A 15,150-nucleotide genomic window follows, 5' to 3' on the forward strand; every position below is an offset into this window, starting at 1 on the left:
ATGGAATCATTAATGATTGTGCTTGTTGGCATACTCGTGGCAGTCGCTACTTATTTAATCCTCTCTCGTAGCGTATTACGTGTCATTGTGGGAACAGCGATTTTGTCGCATGCTGTGCATCTTTTATTGCTGACGGTAGGTGGCTTAAAAAAAGGAAATGTGCCGCTACTTGGGGAGGCGGTTGCACCTTATACGGATGCGTTACCACAGGCACTTATTTTAACAGCGATTGTGATTAGCTTTGCGGTAACTGCATTTTTACTTGTGCTGGCCTATCGCATGTATTTAACGAATGGTAGCGACGACTTCCATAAGCTTGGAGGTTCGTCTGATGAGTAATATTTTGGTTTTGCCATTAATTGTGCCGATTATTACCGCGGCCTTATTAGTATTTTTGAATGAATCGATTAAGCTACAGCGTATTGTAAGCTTGTTGACGATGCTTTTTGTGACGGGCATTTCGGTAGTGCTGCTGCGGCTTATTCAAACAGAGGGCATTTTGCGTCTTGATTTTAGTGGCTGGCTGCCGCCGTTTGGAATTTTATTCGTAGGGGATTCGTTTTCGGTATTGCTTGTGCTTACGTCAAGCATTGTGACGACGCTTTGTTTAGTTTATGCGTTTTCGACAATCGGCAAAGAACAAGAAAAAATGTACTTCTATCCATTTGTCCTGTTTTTAGTAGCGGGTGTGAATGGTTCGTTTTTGACGGGGGATATTTTTAATTTATTTGTGTGCTTTGAAGTGATGCTGCTTGCTTCGTATGCATTAATTGCACTTGGTGGTAGGAAAATTCAGCTACGCGAGTCATTGAAGTATGTCCTGATTAATGTTGTGGCTTCATGGATGTTTTTAGTGGCGTTAGCGTATTTGTACGGCACAGTGAAGACATTGAATATGGCGCATATTGCACAGCGTGTTGCAGAGGTGGGACAAGAGCCGATGCTAACGCTTGTATCGCTCGTTTTCTTAGTCGTTTTTGCGCTAAAAGGAGGCTTACTGCTATTCTTTTGGCTACCGGGTTCGTATAGTGTGCCATCGACCGCTGTGCAGGCATTGTTTGCTGCATTATTAACAAAGGTCGGGATTTATGCATTGTTCCGTACATTTACACTCATGTTTCCACTACAGCCTGAAATTACGCATACGATTTTAGGTGTGATGGCGGGGCTAACGATTATTGCTGGCTGTATGGGCGCGTTGTCGGGGAAAGATGTGCGAACAATTGCGTCATATAACGTCATTATCGGGGTTGGCTTTATACTAATGGCGCTCGCAATTGGCAATGAACAGGCATTTGCAGGGGCTGTGTATTATTTAATTCATGACATGATTGCTAAAGCTTTATTATTCCTCTTAATTGGGACGATGGTACTGTTAACAGGTGAAATTGTCGTAAAAAATATGAACGGGCTTATACGAAACTATCCGTTGTTTGGCTGGATTTACTTTATCACGATGTGTGCATTAATTGGGATTCCGCCGTTAAGTGGATTTGTTGGGAAAGTATTAATTGGGCAGGGTGCTGTTGAACAAGGTGCATATGTATTACTCGCATTAGGCTTTGGTTCGAGTATTATTGTGATGTACTCGCTTCTTCGCATTTTCCTCGCTTCATTTTTCGGTGAAACGTCCATTAGTGAAGAGGATAAAAAACCTATGCCAAAGGGTGCCTATGTATCATTTGTGGCACTAGCAATCTGCATGATTGGACTGGGTGTCGGCGCGGAAGGAATTGCTGTCTATGTCAACGATGCAGCTCATACATTGGCGAATCCAGCGGTGTATATCGAGGCAATTTTGAACACGAATAAGTAAAGGAGGGTGAGCGCATGTTAGGTCAATTTATTCTTAATATTTTTATTGCGGCGTTGTGGTTTCTCTTAAAGGACGATCCGAATGCTGATTTTACAACATTTATGTCAGGTTTCTTTATAGGGATGCTGATTTTATATGCGATGCACCGATTTTTCGGTACACAATTTTACTTGCGCCGTGTAGTAAAGATTTTGAAGCTCATCCTATTATTTATTCGAGAGCTACTCATGTCGAGCATGGAAGTGTTAAAGCAAGTGCTCGATCCTCAGCTGAAAATTACACCGGGCATTTTTACATATGAAACATGTCTTGAGGGGGATTGGCAGATTACGGTTTTAGCATTGCTCCTCACGTTGACGCCTGGCTCTGTCGTAATGGAAGTATCGGAGGACGGCAAGACGTTTTACATTCACGCGATGGACATTGTCGAATCGAAGGAAACGGTGCTGCGTTCAATTGGCAAGTTTGAAACAGCCATCTGGGAGGTGACACAATGATTGATTTGATTTTAAAGGCGTCCTTACTGTTATTTATGGTGGCCATTGCACTGTCATTAGTACGTGTCATTAAAGGGCCATCCTTGCCAGATCGTGCGATTGCGCTCGATACAATTGGCGTGAATTTAATATCGGCGATTGCCATTATTTCTATTGTGCTAAAGACGAAAGCTTTTTTAGAGGCGATTTTGATTTTAGGGATTTTAGCCTTTATCGGGACGATTGCCTTCTCGAAATATATTGAAAGAGGTGTCATCGTTGAGCGTAAATCAGCTGATTGAGTTAATGGCGGCTCTGTTCATTTTATTTGGCGCGATTGTGAGTGTCATTAGTGCATTCGGCATGATTCGCTTACCGGATGTTTATACACGTTCCCATGCAGCAACGAAAAGTGCGACATTATCGGTATTGCTTTGCTTATTTGGGGCGTTCGTGTATTTTTGGATTCATGATGGCTATGTGAGTATTCGTTTAATATTAGGAATTGTGTTTGTCTTTATTACCGCACCCGTGGCAGGGCATTTAGTCGTTCGCGCGGCCTATCGTTCACGCGTACCACTTGCAGCCGGTTCGGGTGAGGATGCATTAAAGCCAGTGCTATTCGGTGATGAGGATTTGCACGTAAAATCAGAGGTAGAGCAAATAAAATAATGGCTTTGAAGTGCTCCACAAGTTATGAACAAAACTTGTGGAGTATTTTTTTCGTTTTTTAGGTATATTTCATGTTCAACCTATTTTTTGTGGACAAATGTGGATAACTCTGTGAATAACATATATTTAGCACGCAAGTATGAGCGAGAAAAGTAGGAAAAAAAGAGAATTGATATGTTTAATAGCGAGCCTTTTGAAGAAAAAACGACGAAACAATAAAAAGAATTCACGAATTGTAACAACGGATTGCACTTATTTTATTAAATTTGTGGATAACTATAGGGAAAACTGTTGAAAAAAGAGGTCGAAATGTGGGTAACTAAAGAAAAAGTGGATAACTCTGTGGATAAAAAGAATATGTGGACAGTTTTTCTTGAAAAATTGACAAATTTGCTTATTTAAATTATAGTACATTACATCACTAATGTACTAACTGACGGAAAGGAGGGTTCATTTGGATTTCAATGCGCAAAGTACGACGCCCATTTATCTACAAATTGCTGATTGGCTGGAGCAGGAAATATTGGCCGATCGCTTGCTGCCGGATGGTAAAGTGTATTCGCAATATCAGCTCGCAGAAATTTTTAATATTAATCCGGCTACAGCAGGAAAAGGGTTAACCATTTTAGTAGAAAAAGAAATTCTCTATAAAAAAAGGGGACTGGGGATGTTTGTGAAAACGGATGCCAAACAACGAATTTTAGCAACACGTCGGAGTGAAACATTGACACGAATGGCGAAGGAAATCGTGCAAGAGGCCCAACGTTTAGCTGTTTCGGATGAAGATTTAATCGCGTTAATTAAATATATTCAACAGGAGGGATGAGGCGAGTGATTGTATGTGAGCAACTGCAAAAGCATTATGGGAAAAAAGTGATTTTAGCAAATATTTCGTTTCAAATTGAGGAACCGAAAATTATAGGACTGATTGGGCGCAATGGTGTGGGAAAGTCGACACTATTAAAGTTATTGGCTGGGCATTTGAAGCCTTCTCATGGCACAGTGGAGGTCGTGGGGAAAAAAGCTTTTCAAAATTTAACGGTGGCAGCGAATACGATTTTAATAGAGGATGCAATGACATTTCCAGCGGTGCTGACGTTAAAGGAAATTTTGCAAACAGCACCGAGGTTTTACGTTAATTTTGCACTGGATTTAGCGTTGGAGCTTTTAAATTTTAGCGGTATTTCGGAAAAGGCGTATCATTATCAGCTGTCAAAGGGGCAAAAAGCGGCCTTTAACTTAATTTATGGCATTGCTAGTCGCAGCGCAGTGACCTTGCTGGATGAGCCGATGAATGGCATGGACGAAACGATTCGCGATGACATGTATCGTGTGATTTTGAAGGATTTTTTAGCGTATCCACGCGTCATCCTGATGTCGAGCCATTATTTAAATGAGATGGAGCATTTGATTGAGGACATTTTGCTCTTGCATGAAGGTCAGGTTGAGCTATTTGCACCGGTCGATGAAGTGCAAAATTTGGCGGTGAAGCTTGTTGGCCAAAAGGAAAATATCGAAGCACATTTAGTTGATTATGAAGTGTTGGCTACGCGTAATAATGGACCGATTTTTGAGGCGATTGTAAAAAATAATGAACGACCGCTACCAGAGCAGGTGCGCATGCAAAATCTTTCGGCGAGTGATGTGTGTAAAGTGTTAACTGCAACGAAGGGAGGTTCTATTGATGACATCTATCGTAACAGTGAGTCCGGCGCGTAATGTTTGGGAGCAGGTAAAGTGGAAGTGTAAGGCTTATAGCTCCATGTTTAGTACCGTTATCTTAGTGCATCTGATTATTGGGTTTTTAACATCAGAGGGTACGGGTTCCTTTTATATTGGGGGGAACTTTGAAGGACGCACCTATACATTAGATGCCCTATTTATTTTTAGTGTGATTTTAATGCTGGGGCTTGGCTGGATGCTTGCGTCAAATACATTAGCACAAGATCAACGCTCGATTGTGACTACTAATCAAACAGAGGTTTTATCGATGTTTATATTTACGATAATCCTCGCTATTTTTACAGTTATGTCAGCGTTAAGCGTACATTGCATTACGATTGCGCTTGAAATTTTGAAAACCGATGCACCATTTATATTAGAAAATCCATTCTTTTCATCGAATACGATTCTTGCCTTTGCTGTATGTATTACATTAGCTTGCGCAGTTGGTTATTTTGTGCGCGCCGTATTTCAGTTCTCGAAAATCGTACTGGTACTGCTTGCAATCGCTTTATTTTTTGTGATACGTGCAAATGGCATGAGTTTTTGGGGTGTGATTTTTGGGGTAAATGTATGGGAGATTATCGGGTACAGCAGCTTATACATTCTGCTAGTATGGACCATTATTTTTGTTATTCGTCAGTTTAGAGAGGTGCATCGATCATGAATATGCTAGTGTGGATGACAATTATTCAGGCTGCTGTAGTAATAGTACTCGCGATTTTGATGACAAGGTTTCGTATTTGGCGGCCGAAGCGTACGTTTTATTTCGCGCTTGTTTATATGGCTTGTGGACTTGTGGCATTCGTCTACTTGGCCTTTGTCTCACAGAAGATTGATCGGGCGGAATCAACTGAATTTTTAAAGCAGCAGCGTGAGGAAAATATAAAGCAATCCGAGCGTTTGCAGCACCGTGATTTTAGTGTGTTAAAAGAGGAGCATCTAAAGTTTACGAAAACATTTGAAGCTACAGCAGAGGATGTAATGATATCGCGTAGGCAACTGAATTATTCTATTCAAACCGTGATTAATTGGACGGACGCAACGGATCATAAAATTACGGTTAGCTATTATGAAACGCCTTTTTATATGAAGGGAATAAATGTAACACCGTATAGTAAGCAGCCTAAAATTACCTTTAGCAATAATACAATCTCTATTCAAGACCAAGATGCGAAGGTGTCGATGAAAACGATGGATATGTCTGTACAGATGCTAGAAAATATAGAAACGAACGGCTATGCGATTGATTCGGTGGATGGATTAATTGGAAATCGGATTTTATACTTGAATGTTCCGAAGCACTTCAATATCATTGATAATGGTATATAAATTCAATAAGTACCTAAAAACTTTCAATGAATTGAGCGAATACGTTGAAAAAATTAATCAAATTGCTGATAGGAATCGCCGTTATTTATGCATTTTTTTATGTAAATAATCATTGGCTTGTTGTAACTGAGCATACGTATGAATCTGAAAAAATTCCGAAGAGCTTTGACGGCTTTCGCATTACGCAAGTGACGGATTTACATGATGCAACGTTTGGAAAAAATCAATCACGGTTAGTAGAAAAAGTACGGGCAACGAAGCCAGATGCCATTTTTCTTACAGGTGATTTAGTCGATAGTAGACGCTATGATTTGGAAAATAGCTTGCAGGCGGTTGCAGAGTTTGTGGACATTGCGGATGTTTATTATGTGCTGGGTAATCATGAGGTGGCGCTTAATTTGACAGATGAAATTTATGCGGCACTGATGGATTTAGGTGTGCACGTCTTACCAAATGACGCAGTAACGATTGAGCGTGACGGGGAACGCATCGTTATTGCCGGTATTGAGGATCCGTTAATGGGGCAAAACGTGGAGATGTCGATTGAGGCAGCACGACAACAGGTAGGGACCGATTCCTTTACGATGCTGTTATCTCATCGGCCGGAGCAATTCGCAGCCTATGTCGATAAGGAAATAGATTTAGTATTCACTGGTCATGCACATGGTGGTCAAATTCGCTTGCCATTTATTGGGGGTATTGTGGCGCCAGCGCAAGGGTTATTTCCAACTTATACAGCCGGTGTTTTTGAAGAACGTGATACAACAATGATTGTGAGTAGAGGGCTAGGTAATAGCCTTTTCCCATTCCGTATTTTTAATTTACCTGAGATTATTACAGTACAATTGAATCGTTAAGAGAAACAGCAGCATAGAGAAAACTTTATGCTGCTGTTTTATTATAGAAAGGTAGAGTGGTCGCGTCGATGTGAGGGCGTATCGTAAAAAAAAGAAAATCGTTTTAAGGGGTTTATAGAATATGGAACAATGGATAACATTGATTGCACTTGTGTTAATTATAGTGATGATTTTTCGCTTTATGCCGAAAAAGGGTGTGAAGTATATAACAACGAAGGAATTACAGCCGCTGCTTGAGCAGGAGGGCATCGTATTTGTGGATGTGCGTTCTGCGAATGAATATAAAGAGGCTCATATTCCGCAATTTTTAAATCGCCCCCTTGGTACGTATTTAGGGGATTTACCAAAGGACAAGCCGATTGTCGTCATTTGCCAGAGCGGTGTGCGCAGCAATAAGGCGTGCAAGGAGCTTGTGAAGCTTGGTTATACGGATGTGACGAATGTTCGGCGCGGGATGAATGGGTTAAGGGCGGGGTAAAAAGGAAGCAGTTTTTTCTACCTGAAGGAGTAGTGACTTTCTCTTGTATTGACAATATAATACATTTAACTTAATATTATTAAAATTCTAAAAATAAAGCGTTGATTGGAAGTAGTAGGGGACACTTATTGTTGAGAGAGCTGTTGGGTGGTGCAAAACAGTCAGTAAATTCTTGAACTCGTCCATGAGTATTTATGCTGAACTAATGTAAGCATAAACGGCAGCTACCGTTATAGCTTAAGTGGATTAATGGTGAATTAATCAATTAGAGTGGTACCGCGAATTAAACTTCGTCTCTTTGTTGAGGCGGAGTTTTTTTATTTTTAAGGAGGGAAAAAGTAATGGAAACTACACAATGGCAAAGACAAGATGTTACAAAGCACTATTTAGAACAAGTAAGAGGCGGTATACCATTTGGGGCAGAGCAAATCCAGGTCATGCTTCAGGTAATTCAACATTTCACACCAAATGTACAAAAAATAATGGATTTAGGGTGTGGGAATGGTTTTTTAGGTAAAGTGCTTTTGGATACTTACCCAGCTGCACAGGCACTATTTATTGATCATTCTGAGCCAATGGTTGAGCAGGCCAAGGAATATTTGGCTGCTTATCAACATCAAAGTACAGTGGTGCAAGGTGATTTTAGCGAATCATTAAGTGCATTTACTGAACCGAATTCAGTGGATTGTATTGTCTCTGGCTTTGCTATCCACCACTTACCTCATGATAAAAAGAAGAAACTTTACGCTGAAATTTACACATTATTAAAAGACGGTGGTATTTTTATAAATGTCGAGCATACAGCCTCGGCCACAACTAAATTAGAAAACTTATATGACGAACAGTTCGTCCAACATCTAGCTAATTATAATGAAAGATCAATAGAGGAAGTAGCCAAAGAATATTACAGTCGTCCAGATAAAGAAGATAATATTTTAGAGCGTGTAGATATTCAAGTGAATTGGCTAAGAGAACTGGGCTATCAACATGCAGATTGTTATTTTAAATGGTTTGAGTTGGCCGTTTTCGGTGGTGTGAAATAATTACTGTCGTATAAATAGGGGGATTCACTCGTATGCCGGGGAGAGTATGTGTTTTTATTAAAAAATGACTTCAGTTGGAGAAAATAATGGGGATTTTTGGATGTTCGCAAATATATGATGGATATCGCAAATAAAATCCAAAAATCGCAAATACCCCAGAAATTTCGCAAATAAAACTCAAAAGTCGCAAATATCTCAGCAATTTCGCAAATAAAACCAAAAAGGTCGCAAATATCCCCCGCACATCAAGAGAAATAACCCCCATATCTCGGTGATATCCGATAAATCGCAATCCCAACGAAAGAAACGTACGTAAAAGCCATAAACGCTGAGTTATCAACTGCGTTTATGGCTTTAGTTACGATTTTTACGCATACATTTTCTGAGCTTTTCCGTTGCTCAAAGAAATTAAAGTATGTCCTTCATTGCTTCCAGTAGCGCTTCGACAGTCAGTAATTTTTCGCCACCGCCTTGTACAAGTGTGTCATTTCCGCCACCTTTACCGTTGATCATTGGTAATACAGCAGTAGAAATGGCTTTCATTGAAGTCGCTTGTGCTTTGCCGCGTGCTGCTACGAATTGGAGCTTGTCTTCATTGGATGCGACAAGCAGTGCAATGGCTTGGTCATTTTGCTCGGTGATGAAACGTGCAAGCTTTTGTAGGTCTTGAATGGAACGATTTTCGAAAGTACGGGCCGAAATCTTTTCGCCTGCGAGTTCTTTTGCTTCGAATTGTAAAAGCGCGTCCTGTGCGTCCTTTAAGTTTTTTTCCGTTTGTTTTGTTGTGGCAGCGAATTTACGCATGGCCTCGGCAGCTTGCTCTTCCGGTGCGCTTAATTGGCGTGCGACATCGGCTAAGACCGTTTTGCGCATCGCAAGCTGGTCCAGTACACGGTTGCCACATACAAAGTGGATGCGAATTTGCTGCTTCATTTTTTCAGTAGCTAAAATTTTAAGTAAGCCGACTTGTCCGGTAGAGGTTGGATGTGTGCCACCGCAGCCGTTGTAATCATAGTCTGGGATAATAACTAAGCGGATGTCCTCATCGACTTTTACGTCTTTTCGTAAGTTATAGCTTGCCAAATCATCTTTTGTGACCCATTTTGTTTCGATTGGGCGGTTTTCTAAAATAATTTCATTGGCGCGTTTTTCCGCAGCGGCTAGCTGTTCTTCTGTTATCTCGCCAACATTTAAATCAATCGTTACAAGCTCTGTCCCTAAATGGAAGCTCGTTGTTGCGAATTCAAATAATTCGACAAAGGCTGCCGTTAAAATATGCTGACCTGTATGCTGCTGCATATGATCGAAGCGACGTGCCCAATTGAGTTTTGCGAAAATTTCCCCGGAAATAGTTGAAGCATCCTTTGTTGTATAATGGCGAATTTCTTCTTCCACTTTTTTGACATTACTAATTTTAATCTCTTGTATCCACCCGGTATCATGCGGTTGACCACCACCAGTTGGGTAAAAGGCTGTATTATCTAATACGATATAATTTCCATTTTCATCGCTGCCTGTTTTGACGACGTTTGCATGGAATTCTGAAATCATGGCGTCTTGGTAATATAGTAAATCCTTCATGTTGTAATCACTCCTTAAATTCTAGTTTGGCATATGAAAAACGACCTGTCACGCGCTAATTTAGCTGTGTGATTTGACGCGCTCCAAATTTCGTTTATCATATAGAAGAGAGATTTCCAAAAAGGGAGCCATTTACATGAACATTACACAATATTCAATTGATGAAATTTTAGATCCTACAAACATTATCGAGGGCAAGCGCTTTGAGTTTTTATTAGATGTAGAGGTAGATGAGGACGATGAGCTGTATTCGGCAGCGGGGCTAGAAATCCGTGCCATCGTTGGGCTAATTAACGAAGAGGTACGCATCATGAACTACTTCATTACCGATAAATCAAACAATGAACTATTAGATTTTGCATTAGAAGATGACGAAGAGGCGATGATTTTAGCGTTCTGCAAGGAAGAGCTTTTAGCACCACCCGCTTCAGAGGATGTAGAGTAAACAACTAAGGCAGCACGAAAAATCGTGTTGTCTTTTTTCGGATTTTTATAAGTAAGGGACGAGGTTTGACCCGAAGTAGGGAAGATTATTTTCAACTTTAGGGAGAATCTATCTGTTTAGATTTTGTTCAACGATATGGGCTAAAATTTGGATAATTAAAAGGAATTCTAAAAAATATGAGCTAATAAAAGATTTATTATCAACAGAAGGGTGAATTTATGAGGAATCTATCGTTTAAATTGTGGTCCCTTTTAATATTATTTGCTGTAATGATTATTTCAATTATGTCCTTTACTACACATACTTTACTTACAAAGGATGTTGCGGAATATCAAACTTCTGTGAGAGCAGATATTGAAAATAATATTGTTGCCAATTTACAAACAATGGACAAGGCACATCAAATTTTCCAAAAAAGCGAGACAGATGAAATGAAAAGTGTGCTCTATTTGCTACGTGACTACTACGAAGAAAATCCAGCTATTCATACATGGGATTTGGATGCCATTAAAAAAACGTATGAGCACTTCGATTTTTATATACTCAATGACAAGGGGCAAGTCGAAATAACGACGCATGAGCCAAGTAGAGGGATAGATTTTAATGACTGCTGTTCCGATTTTGTTAAGTTAATTCAAGAGCGCATAAAGACAGATCAATTTTATTTTGATGGGCTGGAAATATCAGTAGCAGCCAATGATCAGCGTATGTATGGATATTTGCCAACAAAGGACCATAACTATTTACTGGAGCTGGGGATTGCTTTTGAAGATACCCATGTGGCGAAGGAATTTAATTATGAAAAAACCGTGCATTCATTACTGGAAAATCATGAGAGCTTAGAGGATTTACGCATTTTTACTTATAACGGATTTGTTTTGAATCATCAGCAGGACTTATTAACATATGAAGATTTAGAGCCGAAGTTGCAGCAGGCTTTTTTAGAGGCATCTAAATTGGAGAAAGACACGGAAGTAGTAAAAAAATATAAGGATGGCGTGACGGAAACACATCGTTTTATTTCGTATCAACCAGAAGAGACGAATGGCACGATCTCGAAGCGCATTATTTATGTGAAATATAATAATAAGAGCGAGTTAGCACTTGCCAAACAAAATTCTGTTCAATTTTTGATCATGTTAGTTGTGGCCATTACAACATCGATCTTGCTATTATTAATCATTTTGAGAATATTGCATAATACGATCCGCTTGGCGACATACGATTCGTTAACAGGTGCCTATAATCGTGCTTCCTATTTGCAGCATATGGATGCACTCATTAATAAGCGTAAGGTTTTTCCGATTGGATTGATGCTTGTTGATTTAGATAATTTTAAACAAGTAAATGATCTGTATGGTCATGCTGAAGGGGATGCCATTTTATGTGAGGTTGCGAAAATCCTGAAGGAGGTTACAGGTCCAGCGGGTTATGTTGTTCGTTTTGGTGGGGATGAGTTTGCCATTATTATTGAAAACGCTCATGTAGATAAAATGAAGCATTATGCAACGCTGTTATTGGCCGAAATGCAAAATCGTCGAATTGTTTCTGCGGATCATTCTTGGGGACATCTGTCTTTTAGTATTGGCGCAACGATTCAGCAGGAGCCAAGAGAAGAGGAAAAAAATCTATTCGAACGAGCGGATCAAGCACTCTATATGTCAAAGGAGCGTGGGAAAGATGGCTACACGTATCTTTCACCAAATTCATTGGATGATTCGAATGTTATGCAAGTAGACCTCGGCGTAATGGATAACTAGAAGCCTCGGTATCACCATTTTCGTGTGATACCGAGGTTTATTTTGTTTACCAAGCGGCGATTGTGCCATCCGTACGAGGTTCAGTGCCGCCGTATAAGACACCTGTTTTTTGGTCACGCCAAATAATTTGCCCACGTCCGAAAATGCCGCCATCGACTGCAACATGAATGTCATGCCCTTTTCGCTGCAGCGCTTGCACTAAATAATTCGGGAAATGGGGCTCGACTTCAATTCGTTTGTCCCCCATCCATTGCCAGCGCGGCATATCGAGCGCCGCCTGAGGATTTAACGCAAAATCCACTGTATGCGTGACTACTTGGAAATGCCCTTGAGGCTGCATATAGCCACCCATGACGCCAAATGGTCCAACTGCTTCGTTATCCTTCGTTAGGAAGCCCGGAATGATGGTGTGATACGTCCGTTTTCCGGGCTTTAAAAAGTTCGGATGCTTTTCATCAAGTGAAAAATCATAGCCACGGTTTTGCAGAGAGATCCCTGTACCTGGAATGACAATGCCCGAACCAAAGCCCATATAGTTACTTTGAATGAACGATACCATATTGCCCTCTGCATCCGCCGTTGCTAAATATACCGTACCGCCCTTTGGAATGTCATAAGGTGTTGGCGTCAGCGCTGTATCCGTAATTTCCGCATAGCGTGTTTCACCATAAGTCTTTGAAAGTAATATATCCGTATCAACAGGCATTTCTGCGCGTTCTGTAACAAACGCTTTGCCATCCGTATAGGCAAGCTTCATCGCTTCAATTTGCTTATGTAATGTATCCGCGTCCTGCCATTTCGGCTCGGCATGTTGGAAAATATTGAGTGCCATTTGTGCAACGATGCCTTGTCCATTTGGTGGGATTTCCCATACATCGTAGCCTTTGTAATGCACGCCAATCGGTTGTACCCATTCCGGCTCGTAGCTTGCTAAATCGTCCTTTGTAATAAAGCCATCGTGCTGCTTCATGAATGCCTCGATTTTGTCGGCAATTTCGCCTTGATAAAACGCCTCGGCATTGGTTGCAGCGATTTTGCGTAAGCTGTCGGCATGACCTGGAGAGCGCCATACTTCTCCGATTTCCGGCATGCGCCCATCGATTGAGAAGGTATCAAACCAAGCGCTAAATTCTTCGGTTAAAAGTGACGCTTTAAATTTTTTATAGGCGTTCTGCCAGTTTTGCCCAAGTGTCACTGAAATCGGATAGCCGTCCTCTGCATAGGAAATCGCAGGTGCTAATACTTCGGTTAAGGGTAATTTCCCGAAGCGCTTGGATAATGCCGCCCATGCAGCAGGAGCTCCTGGAACCGTTACCGGAATGACGCCGTGCATCGGGATTTTATCGAGTCCCCATGCGGTTAAGGCCACTTTTGAAATGCTTTTGGCAGAAGGACCTGAAGCATTTAATCCATATAATTGCTGATCCTCCTTCATCCATACAAGCGCAAAGGCATCACTGCCAATGCCATTTGATGTGGGTTCGACAACGGTAAGGGCTGCGGCAGTTGCGATGGCTGCATCTACTGCATTGCCGCCCTTTTTCAAAATATCGAGCCCTGCCTGTGCAGCAAGTGGCTGTGAAGTGGCCACCATTCCACGATTTGAGATGACCGTATTGCGCTTACTCGCAAACGGGTAATGTGATAAATCCATCAAAAAAATTCCCCCTTCGTGTACTCATTATTTCAATAATTCATCAATCCAGCGTTGAACCTTTAAGCCATCCTCAAAAGGTACGATAAACGCTTCTTCGCGTAGTAGTACTTTTCGGCAAGCGTCTAGTAGTGTTTCAGGTGTTTCAGTTGCCGTCATTTCTACTTCGGTCTCATAGGCTTTTGTTGTGAATACTTGTGACCAGTTGCGTAATGTCACGGTTTTATTTGTGCCGAACACTTTATAATCAATGCGCTCTTCTTGGCCAATTCCAGCAAGCCCGTTTATGACCATCGGAATACCGCTTGTAGTTTTTGCTAATGCTGATACACCAGTTTCACAAAGTGCCTCGTTTTCAGGGTAGGTCGTTTCGTGAGCAGAAATTTCGATATCCCCGAATAAATGATGTGTGAGCTGTAAGTAATGCGGGAAAATCTCGCGAGTGAAGCCGCCTTGCTCACGGGAAGCAATCCACGGGTTTTGCTGCCATTTGCGCGGCCATTCTGGGAAATACGTATGGAGCTCAATGCGCACGATTTCGCCCATATCCTGTGCTAATTCTTTTTTGAATTGGTGCACCGCTGCTCCGTACATGAGTGGGAAGTGCATTGCGGTTTTGACGTTTGCATGTTGCGCGACCTGTACCATAATTTCACCATCTGCTGCATCGTGCGCTAATGGCTTTTCGGATAAAATATGCAAGCCGTGCTTCGCGATTTCCTGTGCTAACATGGCGTGGCTAACGGGTGGTGTGCCGATATATACCCAGTCAGGCTTTAAGTTTAAGAGTGCTTGTAGGTCATTTGTTGTGTGGACGTTGTATTTTTCTTGTAATTCCTTTGTGCGTCGCGCGTTCGTATCGAAAATGGCCACGATTTCGTAATGCTCGTTGCTTAGCGCTTGGTTAATAATGCGTTCGCCGACAACACCTGTACCGATAATGCCGATTGTTGTTTTTATCATCGTTAGAGGGCTCCCCTTTGTTAGAGTATTCTGATAGTTAGTGTAGCATATTTTTCGGGTTTCGGAATATAGTGGAGGGAGATTTTACTTGGCGCAGGGGTGAAAAAACTGCGTGAAAAATAGATGCCTTTCACACAAGTTTTGGGGATTCGCAAATGTAAATTGAAAATCGCAAATATCCACGTAATTTCGCAAATATCTCAACCTACATAGAAATTTACTGAAAATTCCATCGATTCAATAGACGCCGTTCATGTAAAGTAATTGGAAATATGTTTTACTAATGGTAAGTTAACTCATATATATAACATTTGACTGTAAAAAAGAAAAATAATTTCCGAATAGGGTAAA

General features: G+C 41.1%; 17 protein-coding genes and 1 other annotated feature. Of the genes, 14 read left to right on the forward strand and 3 right to left on the reverse strand.

All coding sequences use genetic code 11. The features are described from left to right. The 12 genes from MKX47_RS00800 (at position 1) to MKX47_RS00855 (ending at position 8,396) form a co-directional block, all read left to right on the forward strand. Complete coding sequence (locus tag MKX47_RS00800) at positions 1 to 339, forward strand: Na(+)/H(+) antiporter subunit C (RefSeq protein ID WP_340770083.1); 339 nt, start codon at positions 1 to 3, stop codon at positions 337 to 339. Continuing rightward, entirely contained in the window at positions 332 to 1,816 is a 1,485-nt protein-coding gene (locus MKX47_RS00805; protein WP_340770085.1) for a Na+/H+ antiporter subunit D, read from the forward strand. Before MKX47_RS00800 ends, MKX47_RS00805 begins: the two co-directional genes overlap by 8 nt. Before the next feature lie 14 nt (positions 1,817 to 1,830). Then, positions 1,831 to 2,313, forward strand: coding sequence for a Na+/H+ antiporter subunit E (locus MKX47_RS00810; protein WP_340770087.1), 483 nt, complete (start codon positions 1,831 to 1,833; stop codon positions 2,311 to 2,313). Further along, on the forward strand, positions 2,310 to 2,594 hold the full coding sequence (locus MKX47_RS00815; RefSeq protein WP_340770089.1) for a Na(+)/H(+) antiporter subunit F1: 285 nt from the start codon (positions 2,310 to 2,312) through the stop codon (positions 2,592 to 2,594). Before MKX47_RS00810 ends, MKX47_RS00815 begins: the two co-directional genes overlap by 4 nt. Continuing rightward, positions 2,572 to 2,964: a Na+/H+ antiporter subunit G gene (locus MKX47_RS00820; RefSeq protein ID WP_340770091.1), complete on the forward strand. Its 393-nt coding sequence runs from the start codon at positions 2,572 to 2,574 to the stop codon at positions 2,962 to 2,964. Before MKX47_RS00815 ends, MKX47_RS00820 begins: the two co-directional genes overlap by 23 nt. A 454-nt stretch (positions 2,965 to 3,418) precedes the next feature. Then, positions 3,419 to 3,790, forward strand: a complete 372-nt coding sequence (locus tag MKX47_RS00825; protein WP_340770094.1) for a GntR family transcriptional regulator — start codon at positions 3,419 to 3,421, stop codon at positions 3,788 to 3,790. 5 nt (positions 3,791 to 3,795) lie between these two features. After that, a complete protein-coding gene (locus tag MKX47_RS00830; protein WP_340770097.1) occupies positions 3,796 to 4,683 on the forward strand; it encodes an ABC transporter ATP-binding protein in 888 nt (295 codons plus the stop codon). Next, entirely contained in the window at positions 4,649 to 5,353 is a 705-nt protein-coding gene (locus MKX47_RS00835; RefSeq protein WP_340770099.1) for a silver transporter, read from the forward strand. The genes MKX47_RS00830 and MKX47_RS00835 overlap by 35 nt, the downstream gene beginning before the upstream one ends. Then, complete coding sequence (locus tag MKX47_RS00840; protein ID WP_340770100.1) at positions 5,350 to 6,018, forward strand: glucose-6-phosphate isomerase; 669 nt, start codon at positions 5,350 to 5,352, stop codon at positions 6,016 to 6,018. Before MKX47_RS00835 ends, MKX47_RS00840 begins: the two co-directional genes overlap by 4 nt. 44 nt (positions 6,019 to 6,062) lie before the next feature. Further along, on the forward strand, positions 6,063 to 6,875 hold the full coding sequence (locus MKX47_RS00845) for a metallophosphoesterase (protein WP_340770102.1): 813 nt from the start codon (positions 6,063 to 6,065) through the stop codon (positions 6,873 to 6,875). A gap of 121 nt (positions 6,876 to 6,996) precedes the next feature. Next, entirely contained in the window at positions 6,997 to 7,353 is a 357-nt protein-coding gene (locus MKX47_RS00850; protein WP_340770103.1) for a rhodanese-like domain-containing protein, read from the forward strand. A gap of 92 nt (positions 7,354 to 7,445) precedes the next feature. Further along, positions 7,446 to 7,654: a binding site (T-box leader), on the forward strand. A gap of 40 nt (positions 7,655 to 7,694) precedes the next feature. After that, positions 7,695 to 8,396, forward strand: coding sequence for a class I SAM-dependent methyltransferase (locus tag MKX47_RS00855; RefSeq protein WP_340770105.1), 702 nt, complete (start codon positions 7,695 to 7,697; stop codon positions 8,394 to 8,396). A gap of 408 nt (positions 8,397 to 8,804) precedes the next feature. Here the strand turns inward: MKX47_RS00855 and MKX47_RS00860 are convergent, their stop codons facing one another. Then, the gene (locus tag MKX47_RS00860) at positions 8,805 to 9,977 is read right to left on the reverse strand and encodes an alanyl-tRNA editing protein (RefSeq protein ID WP_340770108.1); all 1,173 of its coding nucleotides are present in this window, start codon (positions 9,975 to 9,977) and stop codon (positions 8,805 to 8,807) included. 136 nt (positions 9,978 to 10,113) lie between these two features. Between MKX47_RS00860 and MKX47_RS00865 the strand changes: the two genes are divergently transcribed. Together MKX47_RS00865 and MKX47_RS00870 are read left to right on the forward strand one after the other, a co-directional pair. Continuing rightward, on the forward strand, positions 10,114 to 10,422 hold the full coding sequence (locus MKX47_RS00865; RefSeq protein WP_340770109.1) for a DUF6509 family protein: 309 nt from the start codon (positions 10,114 to 10,116) through the stop codon (positions 10,420 to 10,422). Between the two features lie 218 nt (positions 10,423 to 10,640). Then, positions 10,641 to 12,182 carry a GGDEF domain-containing protein gene (locus MKX47_RS00870; protein ID WP_340770112.1) on the forward strand — a complete coding sequence of 514 codons (1,542 nt, stop codon included), beginning with the start codon at positions 10,641 to 10,643 and terminating at the stop codon, positions 12,180 to 12,182. Between the two features lie 46 nt (positions 12,183 to 12,228). Here the strand turns inward: MKX47_RS00870 and MKX47_RS00875 are convergent, their stop codons facing one another. Both MKX47_RS00875 and MKX47_RS00880 read right to left on the reverse strand, forming a co-directional pair. After that, positions 12,229 to 13,836: a gamma-glutamyltransferase family protein gene (locus MKX47_RS00875; RefSeq protein WP_340777673.1), complete on the reverse strand. Its 1,608-nt coding sequence runs from the start codon at positions 13,834 to 13,836 to the stop codon at positions 12,229 to 12,231. Positions 13,837 to 13,863: 27 nt separating this feature from the next. Continuing rightward, positions 13,864 to 14,799 carry a Gfo/Idh/MocA family protein gene (locus MKX47_RS00880; RefSeq protein WP_340770114.1) on the reverse strand — a complete coding sequence of 312 codons (936 nt, stop codon included), beginning with the start codon at positions 14,797 to 14,799 and terminating at the stop codon, positions 13,864 to 13,866. Positions 14,800 to 15,150 lie beyond the last annotated feature (351 nt).

Source organism: Solibacillus sp. FSL R7-0668, assembly GCF_038006205.1.
Lineage (GTDB): Bacteria > Bacillota > Bacilli > Bacillales_A > Planococcaceae > Solibacillus.

Bases quoted from the DNA above. Each gene is read 5' to 3' on its own strand.
- MKX47_RS00855 (WP_340770105.1), top strand. From the start codon at position 7,695: ATGGAAACTACACAATGGCAAAGACAAGATGTTACAAAGCACTATTTA.
- MKX47_RS00840 (WP_340770100.1), top strand. From the start codon at position 5,350: ATGAATATGCTAGTGTGGATGACAATTATTCAGGCTGCTGTAGTAATA.
- MKX47_RS00850 (WP_340770103.1), top strand. From the start codon at position 6,997: ATGGAACAATGGATAACATTGATTGCACTTGTGTTAATTATAGTGATG.
- MKX47_RS00870 (WP_340770112.1), top strand. From the start codon at position 10,641: ATGAGGAATCTATCGTTTAAATTGTGGTCCCTTTTAATATTATTTGCT.
- MKX47_RS00810 (WP_340770087.1), top strand. From the start codon at position 1,831: ATGTTAGGTCAATTTATTCTTAATATTTTTATTGCGGCGTTGTGGTTT.
- MKX47_RS00835 (WP_340770099.1), top strand. From the start codon at position 4,649: ATGACATCTATCGTAACAGTGAGTCCGGCGCGTAATGTTTGGGAGCAG.
- MKX47_RS00860 (WP_340770108.1), bottom strand. From the start codon at position 9,977: ATGAAGGATTTACTATATTACCAAGACGCCATGATTTCAGAATTCCAT.
- MKX47_RS00815 (WP_340770089.1), top strand. From the start codon at position 2,310: ATGATTGATTTGATTTTAAAGGCGTCCTTACTGTTATTTATGGTGGCC.
- MKX47_RS00800 (WP_340770083.1), top strand. From the start codon at position 1: ATGGAATCATTAATGATTGTGCTTGTTGGCATACTCGTGGCAGTCGCT.
- MKX47_RS00875 (WP_340777673.1), bottom strand. From the start codon at position 13,836: ATGGATTTATCACATTACCCGTTTGCGAGTAAGCGCAATACGGTCATC.
- MKX47_RS00805 (WP_340770085.1), top strand. From the start codon at position 332: ATGAGTAATATTTTGGTTTTGCCATTAATTGTGCCGATTATTACCGCG.
- MKX47_RS00880 (WP_340770114.1), bottom strand. From the start codon at position 14,799: ATGATAAAAACAACAATCGGCATTATCGGTACAGGTGTTGTCGGCGAA.
- MKX47_RS00865 (WP_340770109.1), top strand. From the start codon at position 10,114: ATGAACATTACACAATATTCAATTGATGAAATTTTAGATCCTACAAAC.